This is a genomic window from Caballeronia udeis, from assembly GCF_001544555.2.
Taxonomy (GTDB): domain Bacteria; phylum Pseudomonadota; class Gammaproteobacteria; order Burkholderiales; family Burkholderiaceae; genus Caballeronia; species Caballeronia udeis.
Genome location: NZ_FCOK02000027.1, coordinates 82,188 through 108,584, shown reverse-complemented (window position 1 = coordinate 108,584; position 26,397 = coordinate 82,188). Strand labels below are relative to the sequence as shown.

17 protein-coding genes are annotated in these 26,397 nt (G+C 62.4%); 11 read left to right on the top strand and 6 right to left on the bottom strand.

The features are described 5' to 3' along the window. The first annotated feature begins 412 nt into the window (after positions 1-412). The 3 genes from AWB69_RS20180 to AWB69_RS20165 all read left to right on the top strand — a co-directional run bounded on the left by AWB69_RS20180 (position 413) and on the right by AWB69_RS20165 (position 5,706). Complete coding sequence (locus AWB69_RS20180) at positions 413-2,065, top strand: acetolactate synthase large subunit (protein ID WP_062087939.1); 1,653 nt, start codon at positions 413-415, stop codon at positions 2,063-2,065. A 30-nt stretch (positions 2,066-2,095) separates the two neighbouring features. After that, complete coding sequence (locus tag AWB69_RS20175; protein WP_062087937.1) at positions 2,096-3,565, top strand: aldehyde dehydrogenase family protein; 1,470 nt, start codon at positions 2,096-2,098, stop codon at positions 3,563-3,565. Positions 3,566-4,203: 638 nt separating this feature from the next. Next, positions 4,204-5,706, top strand: a complete 1,503-nt coding sequence (locus tag AWB69_RS20165; RefSeq protein WP_062087933.1) for a DEAD/DEAH box helicase — start codon at positions 4,204-4,206, stop codon at positions 5,704-5,706. Between the two features lie 68 nt (positions 5,707-5,774). Here the strand turns inward: AWB69_RS20165 and gluQRS are convergent, their stop codons facing one another. Beyond that, positions 5,775-6,677, bottom strand: coding sequence for a tRNA glutamyl-Q(34) synthetase GluQRS (gene gluQRS, locus AWB69_RS20160; protein WP_062087931.1), 903 nt, complete (start codon positions 6,675-6,677; stop codon positions 5,775-5,777). A 44-nt stretch (positions 6,678-6,721) separates the two neighbouring features. After that, positions 6,722-7,669, bottom strand: coding sequence for a sulfurtransferase (locus AWB69_RS20155; protein ID WP_082913487.1), 948 nt, complete (start codon positions 7,667-7,669; stop codon positions 6,722-6,724). Between the two features lie 287 nt (positions 7,670-7,956). Between AWB69_RS20155 and dnaE the strand changes: the two genes are divergently transcribed. Both dnaE and AWB69_RS20145 read left to right on the top strand, forming a co-directional pair. Further along, positions 7,957-11,523, top strand: coding sequence for a DNA polymerase III subunit alpha (gene dnaE, locus AWB69_RS20150; protein ID WP_197500282.1), 3,567 nt, complete (start codon positions 7,957-7,959; stop codon positions 11,521-11,523). 11 nt (positions 11,524-11,534) lie between these two features. After that, positions 11,535-12,632 (top strand): glycosyltransferase family 4 protein, encoded by a 1,098-nt coding sequence (locus AWB69_RS20145; RefSeq protein WP_062087959.1) that lies wholly within the window; start codon positions 11,535-11,537, stop codon positions 12,630-12,632. Here AWB69_RS20145 and AWB69_RS20140 read toward each other — a convergent pair. After that, positions 12,601-13,368 (bottom strand): glycosyltransferase family 2 protein, encoded by a 768-nt coding sequence (locus AWB69_RS20140; RefSeq protein ID WP_062087927.1) that lies wholly within the window; start codon positions 13,366-13,368, stop codon positions 12,601-12,603. The two genes, AWB69_RS20145 and AWB69_RS20140, sit on opposite strands and share 32 nt — an antisense overlap. Positions 13,369-13,798: 430 nt before the next feature. Here AWB69_RS20140 and AWB69_RS20135 point away from each other — a divergent pair, with 430 nt between their 5' ends. From AWB69_RS20135 to msbA, 6 genes are all read left to right on the top strand, one after another. Then, positions 13,799-14,896: a glycosyltransferase gene (locus AWB69_RS20135; protein WP_062087924.1), complete on the top strand. Its 1,098-nt coding sequence runs from the start codon at positions 13,799-13,801 to the stop codon at positions 14,894-14,896. Further along, positions 14,893-15,708: a polysaccharide deacetylase family protein gene (locus tag AWB69_RS20130; RefSeq protein WP_062087922.1), complete on the top strand. Its 816-nt coding sequence runs from the start codon at positions 14,893-14,895 to the stop codon at positions 15,706-15,708. The genes AWB69_RS20135 and AWB69_RS20130 overlap by 4 nt, the downstream gene beginning before the upstream one ends. 90 nt (positions 15,709-15,798) lie before the next feature. Then, a complete protein-coding gene (locus AWB69_RS20125; RefSeq protein ID WP_062087920.1) occupies positions 15,799-17,079 on the top strand; it encodes a nucleotide sugar dehydrogenase in 1,281 nt (426 codons plus the stop codon). Positions 17,080-17,139: 60 nt separating this feature from the next. Continuing rightward, positions 17,140-18,276: a glycosyltransferase family 9 protein gene (locus AWB69_RS20120; protein WP_062087918.1), complete on the top strand. Its 1,137-nt coding sequence runs from the start codon at positions 17,140-17,142 to the stop codon at positions 18,274-18,276. Then, the gene (locus AWB69_RS20115; RefSeq protein ID WP_062087916.1) at positions 18,273-19,565 is read left to right on the top strand and encodes an O-antigen ligase family protein; all 1,293 of its coding nucleotides are present in this window, start codon (positions 18,273-18,275) and stop codon (positions 19,563-19,565) included. The genes AWB69_RS20120 and AWB69_RS20115 overlap by 4 nt, the downstream gene beginning before the upstream one ends. A gap of 353 nt (positions 19,566-19,918) precedes the next feature. Further along, a complete protein-coding gene (gene msbA, locus AWB69_RS20110) occupies positions 19,919-21,646 on the top strand; it encodes a lipid A export permease/ATP-binding protein MsbA (RefSeq protein ID WP_197500281.1) in 1,728 nt (575 codons plus the stop codon). A 67-nt stretch (positions 21,647-21,713) separates the two neighbouring features. On the opposite strand, the gene AWB69_RS20105 is transcribed toward msbA, so the two are convergent. From AWB69_RS20105 to AWB69_RS20095, 3 genes are all read right to left on the bottom strand, one after another. Further along, positions 21,714-22,352, bottom strand: a complete 639-nt coding sequence (locus AWB69_RS20105; protein ID WP_062087912.1) for a VC0807 family protein — start codon at positions 22,350-22,352, stop codon at positions 21,714-21,716. 73 nt (positions 22,353-22,425) lie between these two features. Next, entirely contained in the window at positions 22,426-22,731 is a 306-nt protein-coding gene (locus AWB69_RS20100) for a hypothetical protein (RefSeq protein ID WP_062087910.1), read from the bottom strand. A gap of 95 nt (positions 22,732-22,826) precedes the next feature. Further along, entirely contained in the window at positions 22,827-26,045 is a 3,219-nt protein-coding gene (locus tag AWB69_RS20095; RefSeq protein ID WP_062087908.1) for a multidrug efflux RND transporter permease subunit, read from the bottom strand. Positions 26,046-26,397: the final 352 nt, after the last annotated feature.

Genomic DNA, 26,397 nt, shown 5'->3' with positions numbered 1-26,397 from the left:
TCAACTCGTCGTTACGCTCCTGGAGCCTTATTTGCAGCCAGATAATTATTAAACCTATTTACGGGATGTTGTACTAGAGACCTGTTCGACCGCATGATGATAAAGAGCCCGTTCCGATTCAAGTCGGAACGGGCTCTTTGCATTGTGCGTCCGGTCCTTCCCTGACCTCGAACCCGGACACGCGTAAGGTTTGAAGGCTGAGGCCCCGGTTAACCTAAACCGCCTCGTCGTCCGCGACATCAAATGGCTATCCGGAGTAAGGTTGTATTCGCACGCGGAAACCGCGTGCAGGTCAACTGACCATAAACGGACGGGCGGGTGCCGCGCGGCCTTATTTCGCAACACCCGGTCCATTTCATTTCCGTCTTTTGCACGACATTTACCGTGCACGCGTCCCCAAGCGAGACTCCCCATGAAAGCATCGGATCTGTTTGTCAAAGCCCTCGAAGCAGAAAAAGTCGAATACGTGTTTGGCATTCCCGGCGAGGAAAATCTCGATCTCCTCGAGTCGCTGCGCCGCTCCAAAATCAAGCTGGTCCTGACCCGCCACGAACAGGCCGCGGGTTTCATGGCCGCGACCTACGGCCGCCTGACGGGCAAGACCGGCGTATGCCTGGCGACGCTCGGGCCCGGCGCGACCAATTTCGTGACCGCCGCCGCGTACGCGCAGCTCGGCGGCATGCCCATGCTGATGGTCACTGGCCAGAAGCCGATCAAATCGAGCAAACAGGGCAGTTTCCAGATTGTCGATGTCGTGCGGATGATGGAGCCGCTCACCAAATACACGCGTTCGATGGTGTCTATCGGCAATATTCCGGCGTCCGTGCGTGAGGCGTTCCGGCGTGCCGAAGAGGAGCGCCCGGGCGCGGTGCACCTCGAATTGCCGGAAGACGTGGCGCACGAAGAGGGCGACGGCGCGCCGATCCCGAAGAGTTTCAGCCGCCGTCCGATAGCGGAGGAAAAGGCTGTGGAACGTGCCGTCGAGGCGATCCGCGAGGCGAAATATCCGCTGCTGATGATCGGCGCGGGCGGAAATCGCAAGACCACCACCAAGATGCTGCGCGAGTTCGTCGACCAGATCGGTATCCCGTTCTTCACCACGCAGATGGGCAAGGGCGTGATCGACGAATCGCATCCCATGTGGCTGGGCAACGCCACGCTTTCCGATGGCGACTTCGTGCATCGCGCGATCGATCACGCCGATTGCATCATCAATATCGGCCATGACGTGATCGAAAAACCGCCGTTTTTCATGCGCAGCGGCGACGCGGGCGAAAAGACCGTGATCCACGTCAATTTCCTGGGCGCCCAGGTCGATCCGGTGTATTTCCCGCAGATCGAAGTGGTCGGGGATATCGCGAACGCTATATGGCAGATGAAGGAACTGTTGAAAAAGAGCGAGCAAAACTGGGATTTCTCGCGCTTCAAGATGATCAAGGAACATTTCGACGCGCAGCTCGCGAAGGGCCAGAACGACGACCGTTTCCCGCTGTATCCCGTGCGGATCGTGAAGGATGTGTACGACACCATGCCGAAGGACGGGATCATTTGCCTCGACAACGGCATGTACAAGATCTGGTTCGCCCGTTATTACCGGGCGCACGAACCGAATTCCATTCTTCTGGACAACGCGCTTGCTTCGATGGGAGCGGGCCTGCCGTCTGCTATTGCAAGCAAGATCGTGCATCCGGACCGGAACGTGATGGCGGTCTGCGGCGACGGCGGTTTCATGATGAATTCGCAGGAACTGGAGACGGCCGTACGACTCAAGCTGAATCTGGTGATCCTCCTTCTGCGCGACGATGCGTTCGGCATGATCCGCTGGAAGCAGGAAAACATGAATTTCCCGGATTTCGGCATGACGCTGCAGAACCCCGACTTTGTCGCCTATGCGCAAAGTTACGGGGCGATAGGGCACCGGGTGGACTCGGCGGCGGCACTCGCGCCTTTGATTCGCGAATGTTTTGCGACGCCGGGCGTGCATCTGATCGATGTGCCGATTGACTATTCGGACAACGAGCGCGTGTTGAACCGCGAGATCAAACGGCTCAGCGCACAACTTTAGACTTGACTCAGAGGCTAAGCAGAGGCTGACATGCTGAAGAAAACCTATCCGTATTACCTGGCAAACGAACCCGTCGCGGCGAACACGGACCTGGAAGTCACCGATAAATTCAGTGGCGAAGTGGCCACCCGTGTGGCGATGGCCGACGCGAAGGCGATCGATGCCGCCATTGGCCATGCGGTTGCCGCCCAGCGCGCGATGCGCGAATTCAAGCCGTATCAGCGGCAAGCGGTGCTCGATCATTGCGTGAAGCGTTTCCGCGAGCGTTTCGACGAACTCGCCGAGGCGCTGTGCATTGAAGCGGGCAAGCCGATCAACGATTCGAAGGGTGAGGTCACTCGGCTGATCGATACCTTCCGGGTCGCGGCTGAGGAATCGGTGCGTATTGACGGCGGCATGATCAACCTGGAGATCGCGCCCCGTGCAGCCGGTTACCACGGCTATTACAAACGCGTGCCGATTGGTCCGTGCTCGTTCATCTCACCGTTCAATTTTCCGCTGAACCTCACGGCGCACAAGGTTGCGCCGGCCATCGCGGCGGGCTGCCCGTTCGTGCTGAAACCCGCGAGCCGCACGCCCGTCGGGGCTCTCATCATGGGCGAAATTCTCGCCGAAACCGATCTGCCGAAAGGCGCATTCTCGATTCTTCCGGCGCATCGTGATGGTGCGGATCTTTTCACCACTGACGATCGATTCCGTCTGCTGTCGTTCACCGGCTCGCCCGCGGTCGGCTGGGAACTGAAGAAAAAAGCGGGCAAGAAGAAGGTGGTCCTCGAACTGGGCGGCAATGCGGCGGCGATCGTCGATCGCGATCAGGCCAACCGGCTGGATTACGTCGTGGACCGGCTGGCGTTCGGCGCGTTCTATCAGTCGGGGCAAAGTTGCATCGGCGTGCAACGGATTCTGATTCACGCCGATATCTACGACGCGTTGCGCGAAAAACTCATCGCGAAAACGAAGTCGCTGAAAATGGGCGATCCGAAGGATGAAAAGACCTTCGTCGGCCCGATGATCTCGGAATCCGAGTCCAACCGGCTGGCCGGGTGGATGGAAAGCGCCGTGAAGAGCGGCGCGAAAATCATTGCGGGCGGTAAGGTCGACGGCGCAATGTTCGAAGCAACATTGCTGGAAGGCGTCAAGCCTGACCAGGATCTGTACCGGAAGGAAGCGTTCGGACCGGTCGCCATTCTCGAAAAGTTCACAGACTTCGGCCACGCTCTCGAAACGGTCAATGACAGCGACTTTGGCCTTCAGGCCGGCGTATTCACGGACAGCCTCACGAACGTGAATCTTGCGTGGGACGAGCTGGAAGTGGGTGGCGTGGTGATCAATGACGTACCGTCATTTCGCGTTGATAACATGCCCTACGGCGGTGTCAAGGACTCCGGGCTGGGCCGGGAAGGCGTGAAATACGCGATCGAGGACATGACGGAGTTGCGTCTGATGGTCGTGAGAGATGCACCGAAACCGGCACCGAAACCGGCGCAGAAAGCGAAATAGGCTGTTATAGCAACGGCGGCGCGCGGCGCCGAGGTCCGTCTGGCCGGGCTTCCGGGCCGCGTCGCCGGTTGAAGGCGCGTCGCCGATCAACGTGCTGGCAAGCGGGGGAGTGCTACAATAGCCGGCTTTCCCGTAGTCCGAACGCCTCAACCGGCGGGACTGGAAGCCGAGTCGTTGGGCTGGCAGGCCGGTGTTCTTTCATATCGCTTGCCAAGTTTTTTTCATGCCCGCGGCGGTTGCCGTCATGGCCACGCAGCTGCAGTACTTGCCACCGTACTTAGCCATTAGCACCCGCTTTGTACCAGCCATACGTACTACGCCATATATGTACTACGCCGTCCGGTTGCGTCAGACCGGACCTAAGCGATGATTCGCAGCGATCGACACCCTGCGGGTCTGAAGTCCGCGCGTTGATCGTCGTTTGCCGGTTGCATCGACGAAACACGCGGTTCTTCTTCATCCGATGTCCATGAGCGGTGGAATGACCGCTCGCGCGCCGCTCCGGCGCATTTTTAGCGAAAGCGAAAGCCACCAAAGTCACCATGTCCGATTCCGTCGCCACGAACCCGTCCGCCGCTTCATCATCTGACGCCGCACCCGGGGCTGATTCCAGCACTGAGGTTCAGGCAGGTCTTGCCATGCCTGCTGCCGCGCTCGAGTTGGGCGCCACTGAATCAGCCGTGCCTGGTCCCGTGCCCACGTTCGACCAGTTCGGCCTGTCTTCCGACATCCTGCGAGCGGTGGTCGATTCCGGCTACACGATCCCCACGCCCATCCAGGCGCAGGCTATCCCCGTGGTGCTGGCCGGCCGCGACGTGATGGGCGCCGCGCAAACCGGCACGGGCAAGACGGCGAGCTTTTCGCTGCCGATCATCCAGCGTCTTCTGCCCATGGCCAGCACGAGTGCATCGCCCGCCCGCCACCCGGTACGCGCGCTGATTCTCACGCCAACGCGTGAGCTCGCCGACCAGGTTGCCGCGAACGTGCAGGCGTATTCCAAGCACACGCCGTTGCGCAGCACGGTGGTGTTCGGCGGGGTCGACATGAACCCGCAATCGGAAGCGCTGCGGCGCGGTGTTGAAATTCTGATCGCCACGCCCGGACGGTTGCTTGATCACGTTCAGCAAAAGACGCTGAATCTCGGCCAGGTGCAGATTCTCGTTCTCGACGAAGCCGACCGGATGCTCGACATGGGCTTTCTGCCGGACCTGCAGCGCATCTTGAATCTGCTGCCGAAGGAACGTCAGACGCTGCTGTTCTCGGCTACGTTCTCGGGCGAAATCAAGAAGCTTGCCGCAACCTATTTGCGCAATCCGCAAACCATCGAAGTCGCGCGCAGCAACTCCACGAACGCGAATGTGCGGCAGATCGTTTTCGAAGTCGCGGAAAGCGATAAATCCGGCGCAGTGACGCAACTGATTCGTGAGCGCGGCCTGAAGCAGGTGCTGGTGTTCTGTAACAGCAAGATTGGCGCGAGCCGGTTGGCGCGCGTGCTGGAGAAGGACGGGATTGTGGCGACGGCGATTCACGGCGACCGCACTCAGGGCGAGCGCATGCAAGCGCTCGACGCATTCAAGAAGGGCGAGATCGAAGCGCTGGTCGCAACCGATGTGGCCGCCCGGGGTCTCGACATCACGGACCTTCCGGCTGTGATCAACTTCGACCTGCCGTTCAGCGCGGAAGATTACGTTCACCGGATTGGCCGTACGGGCCGTGCGGGTGCGTCGGGTGATGCGTTGTCGCTGTGCAGCCCGAACGAGCGCAAGCAACTCGCCGATATCGAAAAACTGATCAAGCGGCCGCTCGAAGTCATGGTGCTGAAGGTTGATGTTCCGGTGCGGCGCGAGTCGTCGGCGGCTCCCCGTCGCGAAGAGCGCTCGGGCCGGCCGGAGCGCGGTGAACATCGGCATGCGCGCAGCGAGGAACCGCGTCGTCGTTCTACGTCGTTCGAGCGTTCGCATACGCGTCAGCAACCTATCGACGATTTCTTCCTGAAGCCGTACGAGCCGTCGGCGGCATCGACAAGAAAGACGCAAGACGATGCGGCGGCTGAAGCCGAACGCAAGAACACGCCGCGTCAGCCGCTCGCAGCGTTGCTCGGCGGCCTGGGCATGCCGCGGAGAACGCCTTCGGGGTCTTGAGGGTATCGGCTGGGTTGAGGTGCAAGTGAAAACACGATGAAGCGGCAGAGATGCCGCTTTTTTGTTTTTCAGCGCCCTGAACTTGTAAACCGCTTTGCCCACTGCGCTGTTGCGTCGGAGTAAAACGTTTCGATCGATCCGGTCGCGCACGGGTGCAGGCCGAGGTGCTGCGCCGCTTGCATCAACGCAACCAGCGGCGTTCCGGTATCAAGCGCCGTGGCGCCGGTTTGCTTGCTGAGTTTTTCGCCTTGCTCGTTCACCACCACGGGCACATGCAGATAGGCAGGCGTTGGAACGTCCAGACAGCGCTGCAAATAAATCTGGCGCGCGGTTGAGTCCAGCAGATCGGCACCGCGCACGATATGCGTGATGCGCGCATCCGCGTCGTCGACAACAACCGCCAGTTGATATGCCCACTCGCCGTCCGCCCGCTTGAGCACGAAGTCGCCGACTTCGCTTGCCAGATCCTGCGTCTGCATTCCTTGCCAGCGATCCTCGAAGGTCAGAATGGCGGCATCGCCGTCCGGGACGCGCATCCGCCATGCGCGCGGCGGTTTGCCATGCAGCCCGTCGCGACACGTTCCCGGGTAAGCCAGCCTGGCATGCCGGGCGTGGCGGGTGTGGCCGATCGTGAGTGAATCGGCTATTTCACGACGCGTGCAGCCGCACGGAAACACGAACCCGTCCGCCACCAACTGCTCGAAGGCTGTCTGATATGCCGTTTCGCGCTGACTTTGCCAGACCGGTGGTTCGGCGGAATGCATGCCGAACCGGCCGAGTGTGTCCAGGATTTCCTCGGCTGCGCCCGGCACGGTGCGCGGCCCGTCCACATCTTCGATCCTGATCAGCCAGGTTCCCCGATGAGCGCGCGCATCGAGAAAACTCGCCAATGCGCTCACCAGCGAGCCAAAGTGCAGCGGCCCGGTGGGTGAGGGCGCAAAGCGGCCCCGATAGCCCGATTCAGGGTTCATCCCGCCCGCCGACCCGTGGTTTGGCTTGCAACGCGGCCATCAGATCAGCGCGGGGCGCGCGACGAAAGGTCGTGCGCCGCTGCCTGCGCGCCGGAGGCGGCCACATGCGCTTCGTGCCGGCTATTGTTCGGGCCCGGGAACGACGCCTGGCCGTCTGCCGTGATCGCGGCATGCGCCTCGTCCGTATCGGCGGCCTCGTCTTCCCTGCTTGCCGTGGCTGGCGCCGCTCGATCCTCGTCGTTCTGCGCAATTGCCGCGGGTTCGAGCGCGGCATTCAATGCCGTCCGGTGATCGAACACAAAACACTCACCGTGGTAATGCGCCCCGCCCACTTCCTCGAAGTACTTGAGAATGCCGCCCTCGAGCTGGTAGACGTGGTCGATGCCCACTTCCTTCATGTGGATAGCCGCTTTCTCGCAGCGAATCCCGCCCGTACAGAATGACACCACCGTCTTGCCCTCGAGGTCCGCGCGATGCGCTTCGATCACGCCCGGGAACTCGCTGAATTTCGCGATGCGGTAATCAAGCGCCTGGTCAAACGTGCCGACGTCGACCTCGAACGCGTTACGGGTGTCCAGCATCACGACGGGACGGCCCTCGTCGTCATGTCCCCGATCCAGCCACGACTTGAGCGTGGCCGCGCCGACGGACGGCGCGCGGCCCAGTTCCGGCCGGATGGCCGGCTTCTTCATGGTGATGATTTCGCGCTTCAGCTTGACGAGCATCTTGCCGAACGGCTGGGTGGCCGACACGCTTTCCTTGAACTCGAGATCGGCGAATTTGCCTTCGAAAAGCGGGTCGGTACGAAGGTAGTCCATGAACGCGCCAATCTGCTCTGGCTCGCCCGCGACAAACAGGTTGATGCCCTCCGGCGCGAGCAGAATGGTGCCGCGCAGGCCGAGTGCGGTGCACCGGTCGACAATCAGCGGACGCCAGTCGGCGCCGCTCTCGATGGTCACAAACTTATAGGCGGAGAGGTTGACAATGCTCATGACGCAAATGCTCTTAAAGTGCTGGAAAACGGGCGTTGCCGGAGGAAAAAGCGGTCTCGCCGAGCGCCTGGCGGCGTTCATCGAATCCGTATTATCCCGCAAACGGCGTGTGCTTCCGAGTCGACCGATCGGCTGATGAGCCCGCGCCGATGCGGCACTTTTTTCAACCCGGTTTTCGTTCCGCTTATTGGTCGACTTATTGGCCGACTTATTGGCCAAATTAATTAGCCCTGGCCGAACGGCTAACGCGGCCGTCGGGGCGAAATTCGCGAATAGGCGCATGTACAATATCGCTCATGTCAGATCCCCGCTTTGTCCATCTTCGTGTTCACTCCGAATTCTCGATTGCCGACGGCATCGTGCGCCTTGACGACGTCGTTAAAGCCGCTGCCAAGGACGGTCAGGGCGCGCTCGCGCTGACCGATCTCGGCAACGCGTTCGGCCTCGTCCGTTTCTACAAGGAAGCACGCGGCAAGGGTGTCAAACCCATTGCCGGCTGCGACGTCTGGATCACCAATCCTGCCGACCGCGACAAACCCGCGCGTTTGCTGTTGCTGGTCAAGAACCAGCGCGGTTACCTCAACCTGTGCGAGCTGCTGTCGAAAGCCTGGCTGACGAATCAATACCGGGGGCGCGCGGAAGTCGAATACGAGTGGCTGGAAAGCGGGTTGTCCGAGGGCTTGCTCGCGTTGTCGGGTGCGCAGCACGGCGATATCGGCATGGCGTTTGCCGCCGGCAGCGACCAGGCAGCGGTTCGTCACGCCGAACGCTGGGCCAAGCTTTTTCCGGGCGCGTTTTATATTGAATTGCAGCGCGCTGCACTGCCGGGCGGCGAGACCTATATTCAACAGGCCGTCGCGCTCGCCGCGAAGCTCAAGCTGCCGGTCGTCGCTACCCACCCAATGCAGTTCATGACGCCGGACGATTTTACGGCGCACGAAGCTCGCGTATGTATTTCCGAGGGCGATATCCTCGCGAATCCGCGGCGTCAGAAACGGTTTACGACCGAGCAGTATTTCCGCACGCAAGAGGAAATGTGCGCGTTGTTCGCGGACATTCCGTCGGCGCTTGCCAACACGGTCGAAATTGCGAAGCGCTGCAACCTGAAACTCGAACTCGGCAAGCCGAAACTGCCGCTGTTCCCAACGCCCGACGGCATGTCGCTCGACGACTACCTCGTGCATTTGTCGAAGGAAGGTCTCGAGAAGCGGCTGATCCAGCTCTATCCCGATGAAGCCGCGCGCGAAGCGCAGCGCGAGACGTATTACGCGCGCCTCGAATTCGAGTGCAAGACCATCATTGGCATGGGCTTTCCGGGCTATTTCCTGATCGTCGCCGACTTCATCATGTGGGCGAAGAACAATGGCGTGCCGGTCGGTCCGGGCCGTGGCTCGGGCGCGGGTTCGCTGGTCGCGTATGCGCTGTTCATTACCGACCTTGATCCGCTCAAATACAACCTGCTGTTCGAACGTTTCCTGAATCCTGACCGTGTGTCCATGCCTGACTTCGACATCGACTTCTGTCAGGAAGGGCGTGACCGCGTCATTCAGTACGTGAAGCAGAAGTACGGCGCGGACGCTGTATCGCAGATCGCGACCTTCGGCACGATGGCGGCGAAAGCGGCTGTGCGCGACATAGGCCGGGTGCTCGATCTCGGCTACATGTTCACTGACGGCATCGCGAAGCTGATCCCGTTCAAGCCGGGCAAGCACGTGACCATCGCTGACGCGTTGAAGGAAGAGCCCACGCTGCAGGAACGCTTTGACAACGAAGACGAAGTGCATCAGCTGATCGAACTCGCGCAGCGCGTGGAAGGGCTCACGCGTAACGTCGGCATGCACGCGGGCGGCGTGTTGATCGCGCCGGGCAAGCTCACGGACTTCTGCCCGCTTTATACGCAGGGCGAAGACGGGGGGGTGGTCAGTCAGTACGACAAGGACGACGTGGAGGCGGTCGGTCTGGTGAAGTTCGACTTCCTGGGCCTGACCACGCTCACCATTCTCGACTGGGCCGAGCGGTATATCCGCCGGCTGGATCCATCGAAGAAAGACTGGAATTTGTCGCAGGTTCCGCTCGACGACCCCGCGTCGTTCCAGATCCTCAAGAAAGCCAATACGGTTGCTGTGTTCCAGCTGGAAAGCCGCGGCATGCAGGGCATGCTGAAGGACGCACAGCCTGACCGTTTCGAAGACATCATCGCGCTGGTGGCGTTGTACCGGCCGGGTCCAATGGACCTGATCCCGAGCTTCTGCGCGCGTAAGCACGGCCGCGAGATCGTCGAGTATCCCGATCCGCGTGTGGAGTCAGTCCTGAAAGAGACCTACGGCATCATGGTCTATCAGGAGCAGGTGATGCAGATGGCGCAGATCATCGGCGGATATTCGCTCGGTGGCGCCGACTTGCTGCGTCGCGCGATGGGTAAGAAGAAGGCCGAGGAAATGGCCGAGCATCGCGAACTGTTCCGGCAGGGCGCGGCGAAGAATGGCCTGACCGCCACCAAAGCCGACGAAATCTTCGACTTGATGGAGAAGTTCGCGGGCTACGGTTTCAACAAGTCTCACGCGGCCGCTTACGCGTTGCTGGCGTATTTCACCGCATGGCTGAAGGCGCATCATCCTGCCGAATTCATGGCGGCGAATATGTCGCTCGCCATGGATGATACGGACAAGGTCAAGATCCTGTTCGAGGATTGTCTCGTCAACAAGATGGCCGTGTTGCCGCCGGATATCAACCAGTCTGCGTACCGGTTCGAACCGGTGGCCGAGGCGGACAGCACGCGTTCGAAAACCATTCGGTATGGCCTTGGCGCGGTGAAGGGCAGCGGGCAGAGCGCCATTGAAGAAATCCTGCGCGCGCGGGAAGAAACGCCGTTCACCGATCTCTTCGACTTCTGCATGCGGGTGGATCGGCGCATGGTGAACCGGCGCACGGTGGAAGCGCTGATCCGTGCCGGCGCGTTCGATTCGCTCCATGACAACCGGGCGCAATTGATCGCCTCGGTGCCGCTTGCAATGGAAGCGGCCGATCAAGCCGCGGCCAATGCCATGCAGTCCGGTCTCTTCGACATGGGCGACGAACCGCAGCAAGGCCACGATCTCGTCGATGAACCCATGTGGTCGGACAAGAAGCGTTTGCAGGAAGAGAAGAGCGCACTCGGCTTCTACCTGTCGGGCCATCTCTTCGACGCCTACAAGACGGAAGTGCGGCGCTTCGTGCGGCAGAAGATTGGCGAACTTAAGGAAGGGCGCGAGAAGCTCGTCGCGGGCGTGATCACCACCATGCGCACGCAGATGACCCAGCGCGGCAAGATGCTGATCGTGAATCTGGACGATGGCACCGGTCAGTGCGAAGTCACCGTGTTCAACGAGCAGTTCGAAGCGAACAAGGCGCTCTACAAGGAAGACGAGTTGCTGATCGTGCAGGGTCAGGCGCGTAATGACGCGTTCACCGGCGGCATCCGCTTCACGGTGGAAGCGGCGATGGATCTCGAGCGCGCCCGCAGCCGTTATGCGCAGGCAGTGAAGGTGGAAATGAACGGCAATGCCGACTCGCTGCGACTGAAGAAAGTGCTGGAAGCGCATAGCGCACCCCCGGAACAAGCTGCTGCACCTGCGGCGGCGGTACAGGCTCCGTCGCGTGGAGGCTCGCGAGGAGGCGGTGAGCGTGACGGCGGCCGTGGCCAGAGGCAACCGGTGCATATTCCGAACGGCCTGAACGTGAGCATTGTGTATCGCAGCGAGCATGCCGAGGGCGAAGTGCGGCTCGGCGATGCGTGGCGCGTGAAGCCTACCGACGATCTCATCACGGCATTGCGCGGCGAATTCGCCGGAAGCTCAATCGAAATCGTGTATTGATGCGCGCCGGAATGAAAGTCGCCATCTCCGCCAACGCGCTGAAACTCAGCGGCGGACTTGAACGTTACGCGCTGGACCTGATTCGAGGGTTCAACGCAGCCGGTTTCACCGGCGAGCGCAAGCCGGTATTTTTCGCCCGCAAGATTGATCCGTCGCAGCCGGAAAGCCAGATGGTCGACGCGCGCCGGATCAACGTGTCGTTGCTGCCTTCCAGGCTGCGCGACACGTATTTCAACTGGGCGCTCAAACGCTCGCGCAAGAAGGCGCGGGTGGATGTGCTGATTGGCTGCAATCGCGTGGAGTCCTCCGAGATTGCGATTTGCGGTGGCACGCATATCGGTTTTCTCGCCGCGACCGGCCGGCGCGAGCGGCGCTCGGACAGCCGCCAGATTGTGCTCGAGCGTCTGCAATACGAGCAAGCCGGCGTGATCGTCGCGCACTCGGACATGATGCGCGACGAATTGCGCTCGCTTTACGGTGTGGCAGATACGAAGATCCGCGTGCTTTATCCGCCCGTCGACGGCACGCGGTTTTCTCCGGTACCGGACGAAAAACGCAGCGAACTGCGCAAGCAGTTTGGTTTCGCCGATCACGAGATCGTGCTGCTGTTTCCGTCGAGCAGCCATGAGCGCAAGGGCTTGCCGCTGATCGAGGCGGCGCTGCGTGACAGCGGCCTGCCGGTGATTGTAGCGGTCGCCGGGAGGCCGCCCGCGCAGACTTCGGAGCAGGTGCGCTATATCGGTTATGCGAAGAATATCGAAGACGCTTATCGGGCGGCCGACTTCACCGTGCTGGCGTCGAAGTACGAGCCGTTCGGACTGGTCGGTATCGAATCCGTGATGTGCGGCACGCCGGTGATTTTTCCGACAAGCGTAGGCTGTTGCAGTGCGATTGCAGAAAACGCGAAATTTACGTTCAAGCCGGGCGATGCGGATGACTTGCGCAACGCTGTCCGGCGTGCACTGGATGCAAAAAATACCCACGTGACGGCGGCGTCCATTCTCTACGACACCAGCATTGCCGCGCACGTTTCGGCGTTGTTGACACTCGCCGAGGGCATTGTGGCCGACATGCCGGTCAGCGCATCCGGTTCAATTCAGCGAGCTTGAGAAACCGGTAATACACGGTCTGCGCGTTGAATACGGCAATCATGAAACCCGCGCGGCCATCGAGAAAACCGCGTCGCAGAAAGTAGGTGCGAACGAAGGCCCACGCCCCGCGCAGCACAGCGGTGCCCAGGCTGCCGCGTTTTCCCGCCGCGTGGCGCTGGCGTGCTCCTGCCGTGGAGTAGTTATCCAGCTTGCGCAGGACCGTCTCGAAGTCCTCGTAGGAGTAGTGCATCAGCCTGCCCTGCAGGCGCACGACCTTGGTTGCATCCGGGTTCGCCAGCACCAGCCGCTCGTGGACGAGGTCATCCGAGAAGCGGGCTGTGCCACGCTTGAACAGGCGCGGAATCCAGTCCGGATACCAGCCGCTGTGCCGCACCCATTGTCCGCAGAAATTCGACAGCCGGTCGACGGAGTAGACATCGGCTTGCGGCTTCGACACCGCCGCGCGGATCGCCGCGCCCAATTCCGGCGAGACCACTTCATCTGCGTCGATTGACAACACCCAGTCGGTGGTGAGTGCATCGAGTGCGCGATTTTTCTGCGGGCCGAAACCCGGCCAGTCGGGCGCCTCGATCACGCGTGCGCGATGCGCCTCCGCTATGCCGACTGTTGCGTCAGTGCTGCCGCCGTCGATCACGACGATTTCATCGGCGAAGGAAACCGCTTCGAGACACTGCGAGAGGCGTGCGGCTGCATTGAAGGTGATGAGGGCAATACCAAGCGTTGGACGAGTCATGGGGCGTAAGCGTGAGGTATGCGAATTGCTATAATTTGATGCGAAAAGTTCCAGCGGTGAATGCTGCGTTTATAGTCGCTGTCTCGTCGGGTTTTCTCGTCCCTTACAGGGCGGGCCGGGCTCGCGAGGCAGGGTAAATTGACGCCATACGCGTCCCGCGTCAATGTTTGCCGCCCGGCCACCGTTATACCAGACCCATGGCCGCATGCTGCGGCCGGCAGGGCCTCGGGCCTGAAAAATCGCGGGATGCCGCGAGCCCAAGTGTGCGCAGGTAAGCACAAGTGAGCGCGAATGCGCCGCTGAAAAAGACGCTAACGGCTGCAGCTTCAGCGCACAAAACAGACGAAACGCAGGGCCAGCGACCCGGCATCCGGCGCTCGGCGCCATTCACCTTGAAACCATCAAGATTTACTCGGAGTTCGCCATAGTAATGAAGCCGCTGAGAATTCTGCACAGCGAATCGTCCAACGGCTGGGGCGGTCAGGAACATCGGACGTTCAAGGAAATGCTCGCGCTGCGTGAACGCGGCCACGCGCTTGAACTCGTATGCGTGCCGGGCGCGCGGCTCGGCGAGCGTCTCGGGGCTGAAGGCTTTACGGTCCACACCACGCCCATGCGTTCAGGCGCCGATCTCACCGCGATTGCGCACATGCGGCGCATTCTCAAGCAAGGCCGTTTCGATGTGCTAAACACCCACAGCGGCCGCGACAGTTTGCTTGGCGGCGCCGCCGCGCGGCTCTCCGGCACGCCGCTGATCGTGCGTACCCGCCACCTGGCGCTCGCCATCACGTCGCGGGCGACCTACACGTGGCTGCCGCACAAGGTGGTGGCGGTGAGTCAGTCGGTGATGCGGTACCTGGTGTCCGAAGGTGTGCCGCAGGAGGACATCGTCACAATCTATACGGGTATCGTCAAGCCGCAGCCGGTGAGTCGCGCGAGTTCCACGTTGCGCGCGGAACTGGGTCTCGGCGAGGACGCCGTGATCGCGGGCACGGTGGCGATCATGCGCGACAAGAAGGGGCATCCCGATCTGATCCGCGTCGCGAAGCGGTTGATCGAACAGCGGCCGAACCTGCATTTTGTCTTCGCCGGCGACGGTCCGCTCTTCGACGACATCCGCACGCACGTGCAGGCGCAAGGGCTTGCCGATCACGTCCATTTACTCGGCTTGCGCCGCGATATTCCGAACGTATTGGCGGGCTTCGACCTGTTTGTGCTGCCGACCCATCAGGAGGCGCTGGGCACGTCGTTCATCGAGGCAATGGCCGCAGGACTTCCGGTGATCGGGACGGCGGTGGACGGTGTGCCTGAAGTGATCGATAACGGCGTGAACGGCCTGCTTGTGCCGGCGCACGACGACCACGCGCTCGCTGCTGCACTGCTGCGTCTGGTCGATGCTCCCGACGAGCGCCGCCGGATGGGCGAAGCGGGTTTGCGGACCACGCAGACGCGCTTTTCTGTCGATACCATGGCGAGCGAGATGGCTGCGTTTTACCGGAGCAGCCTGAGCGAGCGGGGCGTTGCATGAATAACGCGCGCGCCGTGCCAGTGCTGATGTATCACCACGTGAGTCGGGCGGCGGGCGCGCTGACGGTGTCGCCGGTGCATTTCGCGGACCAGATGGCAATGCTCGCGCGTGAGGGTTACACCACGCTCGGCGCGGCGGCGTTCGGGGCGTATCTGGCGGGCAAGCCCGTGCCGGAGAGGTCGGTCGTGCTGACCTTCGACGACGGTTATCTCGACAACTGGGTTCACGCGCATCCGGTTCTCGCCAGACACGGTTTTACGGCGCTCGGATTCCTGGTGTCGGCTTGGGTGAACAGTGGCCCGGTGCGCCCGAACGCGGCGGACCCGGCGCCCACCGGGAACCTGCTGGATCACTCAGCGGCGAAGGCGGCGATCCAGGCCGGCGACACCGACAGGACCATCATGCGCTGGTCTGAAATCGACGCAATGCGGCAAGCCGGGACTTTCGAGTTCCACAGCCACACGCACACGCATACGCGCTGGGACCGGGTCAGCACCAACGCGGCAGCCAAACGCGCGAGCCTGCGCGACGACCTGCAGCAAGCCCGGGCGACGCTCGAACACCACCTTGGGGGCGTATCGGATCATCTTTGCTGGCCGCAAGGCTATTTCGATACCGACTACGTGGAAGAGGCTCACGCGGCGGGGTTTCGCCATCTGTACACCGTTGAACCCGGCACCAACCAGCGTCACGGCGATCCGGCGCGCATCTTGCGCCTCGACGTGCGCGACAAACCGGCCACGTGGCTGAAAAGCCGTCTGTGGGTACATGGCCGGCCGCTTCTCAGCCGCCTTTACCTGAAAATCAAATGATGGCTTGCCCATGCCCTGCCAGTCCCCTGCGGACCCGTCTGCCGCTACCCCCGGGCTTGACCGTCCTGCCCATTCCGAGCACTGATTACCATGCATGATCGCCACGTTTCCGTCATTGGCCTGGGCTATGTGGGGTTGCCCGTCGCCATTGCATTCGGCTTGCAGCGCCGCACGATCGGGTTTGATACGAGCCCGGCCCGGCTCGCCGATCTGCGCGCGGGCCTCGATCGCAATGGCGAAATCAGCCGCGAGGAACTGGCCGCTGCTTGCCTTGAACTGACCGGCAGCATCGGTGTGCTGCGGCAAGCCAATTTTCATATAGTCGCGGTGCCAACCCCGATCAGCGCCGGTGCACAGCCGGATCTGACGCCGGTGAAACAGGCGTCGGAGACGCTCGGCCGGGCGTTGAAACGCGGTGATGTGGTGGTGTACGAATCAACGGTCTATCCCGGTGTGACCGAAGAGATCTGCATACCGATCCTCGAGCGCGAATCAGGCCTCAGGCTGGGTGCGGATTTTACGGCGGGCTATAGCCCGGAGCGCATCAATCCCGGCGACAAGCAGCACACGTTCCGCAATATCGTGAAGGTCGTGTCCGGGTCGGACGCCGCGACCCTCGATCTGGTCGCCGAGGTCTATGGCTCGGTGGTGACGGCCGGCGTCTACCGTGCGAGTTCAATCAAGGTGGCGGAGGCCGCGAAGGTCATCGAGAATACGCAGCGCGACCTGAATATTGCGCTGATGAACGAGGCGGCCATCATCTTCGATTACCTCGGTATCGATACTCACGAAGTCCTGGAAGCCGCCGGCACGAAGTGGAACTTCCTCGACTTCACGCCGGGACTGGTGGGTGGGCATTGCATTGGCGTGGACCCGTATTACCTGACGCACAAGGCGCAGGTGTCCGGCTACACGCCCCAGGTGATCCTCGCGGGGCGGCGCGTGAACGACGGCATGGGCCGGTTCGTGGCCGATCGCGCCGTGAAGACGCTGATCCGGACCGGCCGCGCGCCGCTGCGTGCGAAGGCGACGGTCCTCGGGCTGACGTTCAAGGAAAATTGTCCGGATTTGCGCAATTCGAAAGTCATCGATATCGTGCATCACCTGCAAGACTACGGGCTCGAGGTTCAGCTTCACGATCCGCTCGCGGACGCGGTGGAAGCATTCGATGAATATGGCGTGACGCTGACGGGTTTCGACGCGCTGGAACCCGCCGACCTGATCGTGCTGGCGGTGCCGCACCGCGAATTCTTGGTGAAGACGGACGCGTTGCTGGCGCTGGCGAAACCAGGCGCCGTGTTCGCCGATGTCAAGTCGAGCCTGTCGCTCGACGCCATCAGCGCAGCCGGTCTCGTTGTATGGCGGTTATGAAAACCCGGGCTCACCACGACCAACCGGCATAATCTGGATTTCACGTAGGAACGCCACCCGATGAGCCGACTTTCCGGACGCGTGCGCATCTTCGCCCGCGCGTTGCCCCGGCTGGCGTTGAAGCCGCTGCGCCGCAAGCCTCAAGTCTTGAAGCGCATCCTGATTGCGCATCATCTGTTGCTCGGCGACACGCTGCTGCTCACGCCGCTCGTGGCGAAACTTCGCGCGCAATATCCTGACGCGCAGATCGTGCTGACCTGTCCCAAGCCGATCGTGCCGCTCTACGCGGGCAGGCCGTTTGGCCTCGACGTGATTCCGTTCGACCCGCGTGACTTCCGCTCGGTCAACGCGGTGCTGCGCTCGGGACCGTACGATCTCGGCATCGTGGCCGGGGATAACAGGCATGCGTGGCTCGCGCTGGCGGCGGGATGCCGCTGGATCGTCGGACATGCCGCTGACACGCCTGCCTGGAAAAACGTCCCGCTTAACGAAGCCGTGCCGTATCCCGATGCGCCCGCGGCATGGGCCGATCTCGCTGCCGAACTGGTGGCGGGGCCGCCGCCGCGGCCGTATCGGCTGAGCGATTGGCCGGCTCCCGCGCCCGCAGTGTTGTCAGAATCCGACGCGAGCGTGTTGCGAAGTCCTTACGTAGTATTGCATCCAGGGGCGAGCACTGAGGTCAAGCGTTGGCCCGATGAACGCTGGCGAGCGCTGGCGGCGTTTGTCGAAGCGCGGGGTTTCACGCCTGTGTGGAGCGGCGGACCGAGCGAGACGGCGCTGATCGATGCAATCGATCCCGATGGCCGTTACCCGAATTTCGCGGGCCGGATCGACCTGGGACAAGTGTGGCACCTCTTCTCCGGCGCGCGGGCAATTGTCTGTCCGGACACGGGCGTGGCGCACCTCGGACGTCTGACCGGCGTGCCGACGGTTACATTGTTCGGCCCGGGTAATGCATTGATACACGGCGCGGGAAATTACTGGCGCGATGCACCGTTCATGCCGGTTACTATCGCGGACATGCCTTGCCGCGATCAGCCGGATATTTTCAGACGGCACGTGGCGTGGGCTCGCCGCTGCGACCGCAATACGACGACTTGCGTCGCGTGGCGCGGTGACCATGCGGACTGCATGGGATTTATTTCGCTTGAGGTCGTCTGCAACAGCTTGCAGGCGGTCCTTCCGGGAGTGCAATGACGAAGACGTGCGTGCAGGTGGAACGCGTCCTGTGGGTGGCGTGTCCGGTGATTATGTTTGTCGCGATGTTCGCCCACATGACCGCGCTCGAGAACATGGCGCTGGGGCTGGTGGGTATCGGCACGATCGCCGCGGCTTGTTCTTCGGAACGGCCGTCGCCGCTGCACTGGCCGCTGCTGTGGCCTGTCGTTGCGTGGAGTGCATGGGCGCTCGCTTCGATCGCGTGGTCACCCTATCCGCGCGACAGCATGCACGCCTGGCTCGACGAAGTGCTGTATCCGCTGGTGTCATTCTTTGCGTTCTGGCTGATGGGCACGCGCATCACGAAGCCGGAGCGGATCGTGGTGATCAACTGGGTGGCATGCGTGCTGCTGGCCGCCGGCAGCCTGTATTACTGGGGCCGCCTGCAGCCGCCCACGAATCCCGCCGATCTCCTGCTCCACTATTACAACCGCGTCGGCCACACGAGCACGCTGGTCATCTTTTCGATGACGCTGTTCACCGGCCTGATGCTGAACCGCCGCTGGTGGCCAATCGGCCTGAGCGGACTGGTGCTGGCGCTGGTGATCGGGCTGGCGACGCTCAACCGGTTCTTCTGGCCAGCCGCGGCCGTGACGCTCGTGATTGCGTGCTACCCGCTGTATCGCAAGCACTTGCTGATAGCCGGCGTGTGCATCGCGGTGATCGGCGTGGCGGCGGTCGGCACGCTGGAACTGAGCGCACGGCTGCGCTATGGCCATGCGATGCCGAAACCCGCAGCACGGGAGCTGACGGTGGGCGGGGACCAGGTGTACGTACCCGAGGCGCTGGCGGGCATTGGCGACGTCATGTCTTCCGACACCCGACCCAAACTGTGGGCGTTCTACGGCCGGGAAGGCAAGCCGCATACGTGGACGGGCATTGGTTTTGGCAAGCCGTTGCCGGGGCGGGTGTTCCAGAATGAAATACCGCCGGCGTTGCTGGAGACGGAGCCGCAGGCGCTGACGCATGCGCACAACCTGTTCTTGAATACGTGGCTGGAGACGGGAATAGTGGGCGTGGTGCTGGAAGCTGCACTGCTGCTTGCGCTGATCCGGCGTTTCTGGCGGCTACGGCATGTGGTGCCCTGGCTTAGCTCGGCGGGCATGGCGCTGGTTATCGGCATGGTGGCAAAGAATTTCACCGATGACTTCATGTGGCAGACCACCGCGCTCGCCTTCTGGTGTTTTTCAGGGTTCCTGCTTGGACGCGGCGAACGCCTGGCGGGGAGGGTTGCGCCGGCGCGGCGGGCATTGTCGCAGCAGCAATAGCAAGCCGGTTTGTTTTGACAGGGGCATTGACCGCAGGCGGCCGATATCCTCAGGTCTGGAACACCTTGACGCGCGATCCACAAAAACGCGGCAAACCCACCCCCATTGCGGCCCAAAACCAACCGGGCTGCGCCTCCTGCCCGGGCGAACCTCTTAATGAGACAAGCTCGTCCGGCGCATTACAATAGCGGTTTGCCGTGTCGGCGGGGTTCAGCCTGCTCAGGGCCGCCCGGACGCAGGTTCAGTTCTGCTCCGCCCGCCGTCCGACCTACGACTAAGGACACCTTTTGAGTCAGAAGCCAACCTTGAGCAAGACGATCGGCAGCGGGCAGACCACCTCGCCGGCGGCCGTGATGAGCCGGCTCTGGCCGTATATCCGCCCCCTGATCTGGATTGTCGCGCTGGGCTTGATCGCCATGGGTTTCGTCGCTGCGAGCGAGGCCGGAATTCCGATGCTGCTCAAGCCGTTGCTCGATCATGGCTTTGGCGCGAAAGGCAGCGCCAGCGCCAAGTGGATCGTGCCGGCAGCGGTGGTCGGCCTCGCGGTCGTGCGGGGCGGCGCGCAATACGCGTCGGGCTACCTGCTTGCCTACGTCACCAACAAGATCCTGCTCGAACTCCGCTTGAAGATGTTCGACCGGATGATCCACACCAGCGCCGGTTTCTTCCAGCGGGAAACGGCCAGCACGATCATCAATGCCATCGTGTTCGAGGTGAACCAGATCCTCAACGTGCTCCAGAGCGTGGTCGTCACGCTCGTGCGCGACTCGCTCACCGTGGTATTCCTGCTGGGATACCTGTTTATCCTCAACTGGCGGCTGACGCTGGTGATTGCGGTGATCCTGCCGGCTATCGGCTGGCTGGTGAGCAAGATCAATCGAAGGCTGCGGCGGCTCAATCGCGAGTCGCAGTTGCTGACGAACGAGCTGTCGTACATCGTGGAAGAGACTGTTGGCGGTTATAAGGTCGTCAAGGTGCACAACGGCCAGCGCTACGAAAACGACCGTTTTACCAGCATGAGCAATCGCCTGCGCGGCTACCAGATGCGCATGACGGTGTCCGGCGGGCTCGCGCAGCCGCTCACGCAGTTTCTGGCATCGATTGCGCTGGCGATCGTGATCACCATCGCCGTGGTGCAGTCGGCGAACGACCAGACCACCGTCGGCGGATTCGTGGCGTTCGTCACCTCCATGCTGCTGGTCATCTCGCCGCTCAAGCACCTGATCGATATCAACCAGCCGCTGCAGCGCGGCATGACGGCGGCGGAACTGATCTTTGGTCTTATCGATGAACCCGCCGAGCCCGAAGGCGGCGGCCGGCCGCTCGAGCGCGCGCGCGGCGAGGTGGAGTTCCGCGAGGTGTCGTTCACGTACGGGGCCGGACAGCCAACGCTCGACGCGATTTCGTTCAAGGTCGCGCCCGGCGAGATGGTGGCGCTGGCCGGTGCGTCGGGAAGCGGCAAGACCACGCTAGTCAACCTGCTGCCGCGTTTCTTCGATCCCGCCGGCGGCGCGGTGCTGGTCGACGGCGTGCCGCTCCCCGAGTACAGCCTGCACGATCTGCGCGGACAAATGGCGATGGTGAGCCAGGACGTGGTGCTCTTCAACGACACGATCGCCGCCAACGTCGCGTATGGCCAGACGCCGGATCGTGAGCGGGTGATGGCCGCGCTGGCTGCGGCGAATCTGGCTGATGTCGTTGCGGCCATGCCCGACGGCGTGGACACGCGTGTGGGCGGCAATGGCATGCGCTTGTCGGGTGGCCAGCGGCAGCGGCTGGCCATTGCGCGGGCGATCTACAAGGACGCGCCTATTCTTATCCTCGACGAAGCCACGTCCGCGCTCGACTCCGAGTCCGAGCGGCATGTACAGGAAGCGCTGGAAACGTTGATGAAAGGGCGTACGACGCTCGTGATCGCGCACCGGCTTTCGACTATTGAGCGCGCCGACCGGATTCTGGTGATGGACGCCGGAAAAATCGCGGAGCAAGGCAGCCATGCCGAGTTGCTGCGCCTGAACGGGCTGTACGCGAACCTTCACCGTATCCAGTATCAGCAGCAGCCTGAGGGTTTTTCCGTTTAATCGACGCGCGTCCTTGGGCCGGAAAGGCCAGGGACGCGTTTTCGTTTGGGGGAGCCGGCTTTTTCCCTCACGGACGAACAGGCGCTGCAGGCGCCGCCGTGGCGCGCATCTGCAGCTTCTTGCGATACATCAAGGTCCAGACCGTGAGCGCGCCGTAGATGGCGTAGCCGATGAACGGCGAAACCACCAGGAAGCGCTCGATCGGCCAGTGCCACGCCAGCCAGCTTCGCAGCGCATTTTCACCCGTCAGGCCGAGACCCCAGACGGCGGTCATCAGGCGAATCGATCGACGCAGGAGTGGTCGCTCGTTCCATAGCGCTTCGAAGCGTTCTGCGTCGCCTTCCGCTTCACGCGCGACGGTTGCCCGCGCGAGATAAAAGGTGAGGGGGCGCCGCATCGCGAGCGACAGCAGGAACACCACGCCGATCGCGCCGGACGCCATCGACTCGCGCATCAGCAGCAACCGCGGACTGCCGCCGAGCGCCATCAGCACGATGGACATTGCGATCCCGAGCAGGACCAGGATGCTGAGGGCATCGACGCGACGGGTTCTTGCGAACTCCGCGAGACTCCAGGCAATAGGCGGAATTGCCGACGCGTACAGCGCGCCGAGCTCGCCCCAATGCGGCAACGCGAGCCGATACGCAAGCCACGGCAGCACGAGATTGACCCCGAGTTCGGCGACAAGACCTGCTCGTATCTTCATGACGAAATGATGCCGGGGAACAGACGAGAGCCGATGATCGCAACGACGACCGGAACCACCCCGCTAGCGATCCTCATTGCTGCGTGAACACGGACACGACGATCGCCAGCCACAGCGCCGCTACGCCACCCAGGAACGCGTGACGTGCGAGACGCAGGCGGGATTCATCGTCGGGGTGTTCTGTTGGAGACGTGGCGAGCCAGGGCACCGCACCGAGGCAGGCGAAACCGGCGAGAGCGAGCAGGGCGACAGAGATGTCTCCGGAACGCCAATGCGAGCCCTCGTGGATACCCCAGTAACCGAGGAACACGATGCCGATGGAAAACACCGTCGATGCGGCCGAACTGAGCGCCTGAACGGATCCCGCTGGAAATTTCATGTCATACCTCCTGACACGCGTGGAAGTACGCGAGACTGCCGCCATCATAAGGGAATCGCATAGGGGGAAAGGGGATGCCGCAGCGCGAGCGGAACCTATCCTTCCTGCGAACCTTGAACGTCGCCACCGGGTACCTCGGACTCAACCTTCGGCTTTGCCTTGTCCCGCGTCATCGACCTCACCCCGCGCTGGATCAACCGCTGCCCCGACACGACGATATAAAACGCCAGCGGCGTGAACACCAGCCCCAGCACGGTCGCCGTAATGGCGCCGCCGAACACGCCCGTCCCGATAGACCGGCGGCTCTCCGCCCCGGCGCCGGTGGACACGAGCAAAGGCACCACGCCCAGCAAGAACGCCGCCGATGTCATCACGATCGGCCGGAAGCGCGCACTTGCCGCCGCCACGATCGCCTCCGTCAACGGCGTGCCATCGGCGTACAAGGTGCGCGCGAACTGCACGATCAGGATCGCGTTCTTCGCCGACAAACCAATCACCGTGATCATGCCGACCTTGAAGTAGATATCGTTCGGCATGCCGCGCAGAAGCATCGCGATCACCGCACCTATCACCCCCAGCGGCACGATCGTCAGCACTGCGAGCGGGATGGTCCAGCTCTCGTAAAGCGCTGCGAGCGCCATGAACACGGCCAGCAGCGACAAGCCGATCAGCACCGGCGTCAAACGGGCGGCGCGAGTCTCTTCAAGCGCGGTGTCGGTCCAGTCGAAACCCACGCCCACCGGCAAGGCTTGCGCCAGCCGCTCCATCTCGGCCATTGCCGCGCCGGAACTGGTGCCGTTGGCCGGGCGGCCGCTGACGTCGAGTGAAGGCGAGCCGTTGTAGCGCGTAAGGACTGTCGGGCCGGTCGTCCAGTGCAACGACGCCACCGACGATAACGGCACCATCTGCCCGGCGGCGTTGCGCACCGAGAGGTTCATGAGACTGTCTTCAGTCATGCGCGAAGGGGCGTCGGCAGCGACCATCACGCGGCGCATGCGGCCGCCCGACGGGAAGTCGTCGATATACGAGGAGCCGAAGGTGTTCCCCAGCGCGTCGCCGATCTTGTCGAACGAAACGCCCAGCGCATAGGCCTTCGCGCGGTCGATGTCCAGCACGATACGCGGCGCGTCCGGCAGCGCTTCCGAATGCACCTCGGCGAAAGCGGGGTTGTTGCGGGCCCGTTCGAAGAGCTGCTCGCGCGCGGCGGTGAGCGCTGCCAGGCCAATGCCGCCGCGATCTTCCAGCCGCATCACGAAGCCTTCCGAATGGCCCATGCCGGGCACCGATGGCGGCATCTGGGCGGCCACGTCGCCATCCATGATCTTCGAGAGCGAGCGGTTCATCGTGTCGCGCAGCGTGGCCGCGTCGGTGTCGCGCGATGACCAGTCCTTCAGGTCGACGAAACACATGGCCACGTTTTGACCGCTGCCCTGGAAACTCCAGCCGACCACGCTTGTCACGTTCGCGACAGCAGGCTCGCGTTGCAGGATGGCTTCCGCCTGTTCCACAACCGCGAGCGTGCGCGCCTGCGTGGCGCCTGCCGGCAACTGCACCATCACCTGAAGCTGTGCCTGGTCTTCCTGGGGCAAAAAGCCGCCCGGCATATGCAGGTAGAGCACGGCACACGCGCCGGCCAGCACGAGATACACCGCGAACAGGGGACCTGCGCGGCGCAGCACGCGCGCAACAAGGCCGCGGTATCCCCGCGAGGTCCAGTCAAAGGCCGCCGTAAAGCCGAACGAGCGGCCACCGGCCGCGTGCGAGCTGTGGGACCCGTGGGACCCATGAGCGCCATGCCGCAAGGCACTCCGCGGCGGCGCTTTCAGCAAGTTTGCGCACAGCGCCGGTGTGAGCGAAAGGGCGGTGAACGCGGAGACGAGAATTGACGCGATCATCGCTACCGTGAACTGCCGGTAAATTCCGCCGACACTGCCGGGGAAAAATGCCATTGGCACAAACACGGCGGTCAGCACAGCGGTAATGCCGACGATCGCGCCGCCCATCTGCTGCATCGCCCGGCGTGTGGCGGCGCGCGGCGAGAGCCCCTCTTCACGCATCACGCGATCGACGTTCTCGACCACGACAATGGCATCGTCGACCAGGATCCCGATCGCCAGCACCAGCGCGAACATGGTGAACACGTTGATCGACATGCCGAGCACATAAAGCGCCAGCAGCGCGCCGGTGAGCGCAACCGGAATGACCACGGTGGGCACCAGTGCATAACGCAAGTCGCGCAGGAACAGCCACATGACCAGGAACACCAGCAATACTGCTTCGAACAGCGTCAGCACCACTTCATGCAGCGCGACGTGGACGAACTTGGCGCTGTCGAACGGGATCTCCACGGCCATGCCCGGCGGCAGGTTACGCGAGTATTCCGCGAGCTTCGCGCGGATCGCGCCGGAGGTTTCCATGGCGTTGCACTGCGGCGACAGGCGAATGCCGATCGTGGCCGCCGGCTTGCCGTTCAGCCGCGAAAACGACGCGTAGCTGTCGCGGCCCAGCTCGACCCGCGCGACGTCCTTCAGCCGTACAGCCGATCCGTCCGTGCGCGCCTTCAGCACGATTTCGCCGAATTCTGCCGGCGAGATCAATTGCCCCCTGACCGTGACCGATGCCGTCAGTTGCTGGCCGGTGACGAACGGCACGTCGCCGAGCGTACCGGCGGTGACTGTCGCGTTTTGCGCCGCGATGGCCTGCGTCACGTCGGCGGCGGCGAGGTTGTATTCGCGCAGTTTCATCGGATCGATCCAGACCCGCAGCGCCTCCCCGGCGTCCCAGAGTTCGGCTGAGCCAACGCCCGGCGCGCGCTTCAGGTCACGCAGCAAGGTGCGGTTGACGTAGTCGCTCAATTGCACGGAATCGTGCTGGCCGTCGGTGGACGTGAGCGCGACGAGCATCAGGAAGGTCCCCGTCGACTTGAAGACGGTGATGCCTTGCTGCACGACAGGCTGCGGCAAGCGCGATTCGATCTGCTTCATCCGGTTCTGGACATCGACCATGGCGATGTCCGGGTTCGTGCCTGCTGAAAACGTGGCTGCAATCTCGAGTTCGCCGAGGCTGTCGCTCGTGTTTTCGTAATATTGCAAGCCTTCCGCTCCGTCCAGGCTTTCTTCGATCACGCTCGCGACGGTGTTGTCCACGCTTTCCGGCGACGCCCCCGGATACATCGCGGCAATCACAATGCGCGGCGGCGTTAGCCGCGGATATTGCGCGACCGGCAAAAAGGGCGTGACCAGCGCACCGGCCACGAAAATGGCCAGGGCGACAATCCACGCAAAAACCGGACGATCGATGAAAAAAGACGGCACGCGGTTCCTGACGATTCAATGGGGTTGAATGAATGCTACCGGCATTCACGGAGGCTCATAGAGGCGGCCGCGGCCTGGATGCCGTGACAACCCATCCGGAAAACGCGCCAATCGTTGCGTTGATTCAGCGAGCGTCGGACATGGTGACGTTGGGGGCGTCTGCGCTTTCCGCTTTCGTCTTGGCTTTCGCCTGAGCGTCAGCGAACTGATATTAAAAACATAAATTAACCGTGTCCAGCTTTATTAAAGAACGACCGCTTTTGTCAGTCATGATTTCACCCCTGAATCTCAATGATCGCAGGAATTTTCACCACTGTTTAATATGGGAAGATGGTGAGAATATGCTTTTAAA

Bases quoted from the DNA above. Each gene is read 5' to 3' on its own strand.
- gluQRS (WP_062087931.1), bottom strand. From the start codon at position 6,677: ATGAACCCTGAATCGGGCTATCGGGGCCGCTTTGCGCCCTCACCCACC.
- AWB69_RS20105 (WP_062087912.1), bottom strand. From the start codon at position 22,352: ATGAAGATACGAGCAGGTCTTGTCGCCGAACTCGGGGTCAATCTCGTG.
- AWB69_RS20115 (WP_062087916.1), top strand. From the start codon at position 18,273: ATGACGAAGACGTGCGTGCAGGTGGAACGCGTCCTGTGGGTGGCGTGT.
- AWB69_RS20165 (WP_062087933.1), top strand. From the start codon at position 4,204: ATGCCTGCTGCCGCGCTCGAGTTGGGCGCCACTGAATCAGCCGTGCCT.
- AWB69_RS20135 (WP_062087924.1), top strand. From the start codon at position 13,799: ATGAAGCCGCTGAGAATTCTGCACAGCGAATCGTCCAACGGCTGGGGC.
- AWB69_RS20140 (WP_062087927.1), bottom strand. From the start codon at position 13,368: ATGACTCGTCCAACGCTTGGTATTGCCCTCATCACCTTCAATGCAGCC.
- AWB69_RS20180 (WP_062087939.1), top strand. From the start codon at position 413: ATGAAAGCATCGGATCTGTTTGTCAAAGCCCTCGAAGCAGAAAAAGTC.
- AWB69_RS20125 (WP_062087920.1), top strand. From the start codon at position 15,799: ATGCATGATCGCCACGTTTCCGTCATTGGCCTGGGCTATGTGGGGTTG.
- msbA (WP_197500281.1), top strand. From the start codon at position 19,919: ATGAGCCGGCTCTGGCCGTATATCCGCCCCCTGATCTGGATTGTCGCG.
- AWB69_RS20175 (WP_062087937.1), top strand. From the start codon at position 2,096: ATGCTGAAGAAAACCTATCCGTATTACCTGGCAAACGAACCCGTCGCG.
- AWB69_RS20120 (WP_062087918.1), top strand. From the start codon at position 17,140: ATGAGCCGACTTTCCGGACGCGTGCGCATCTTCGCCCGCGCGTTGCCC.
- AWB69_RS20155 (WP_082913487.1), bottom strand. From the start codon at position 7,669: ATGAGCATTGTCAACCTCTCCGCCTATAAGTTTGTGACCATCGAGAGC.
- AWB69_RS20100 (WP_062087910.1), bottom strand. From the start codon at position 22,731: ATGAAATTTCCAGCGGGATCCGTTCAGGCGCTCAGTTCGGCCGCATCG.
- AWB69_RS20145 (WP_062087959.1), top strand. From the start codon at position 11,535: ATGAAAGTCGCCATCTCCGCCAACGCGCTGAAACTCAGCGGCGGACTT.
- AWB69_RS20130 (WP_062087922.1), top strand. From the start codon at position 14,893: ATGAATAACGCGCGCGCCGTGCCAGTGCTGATGTATCACCACGTGAGT.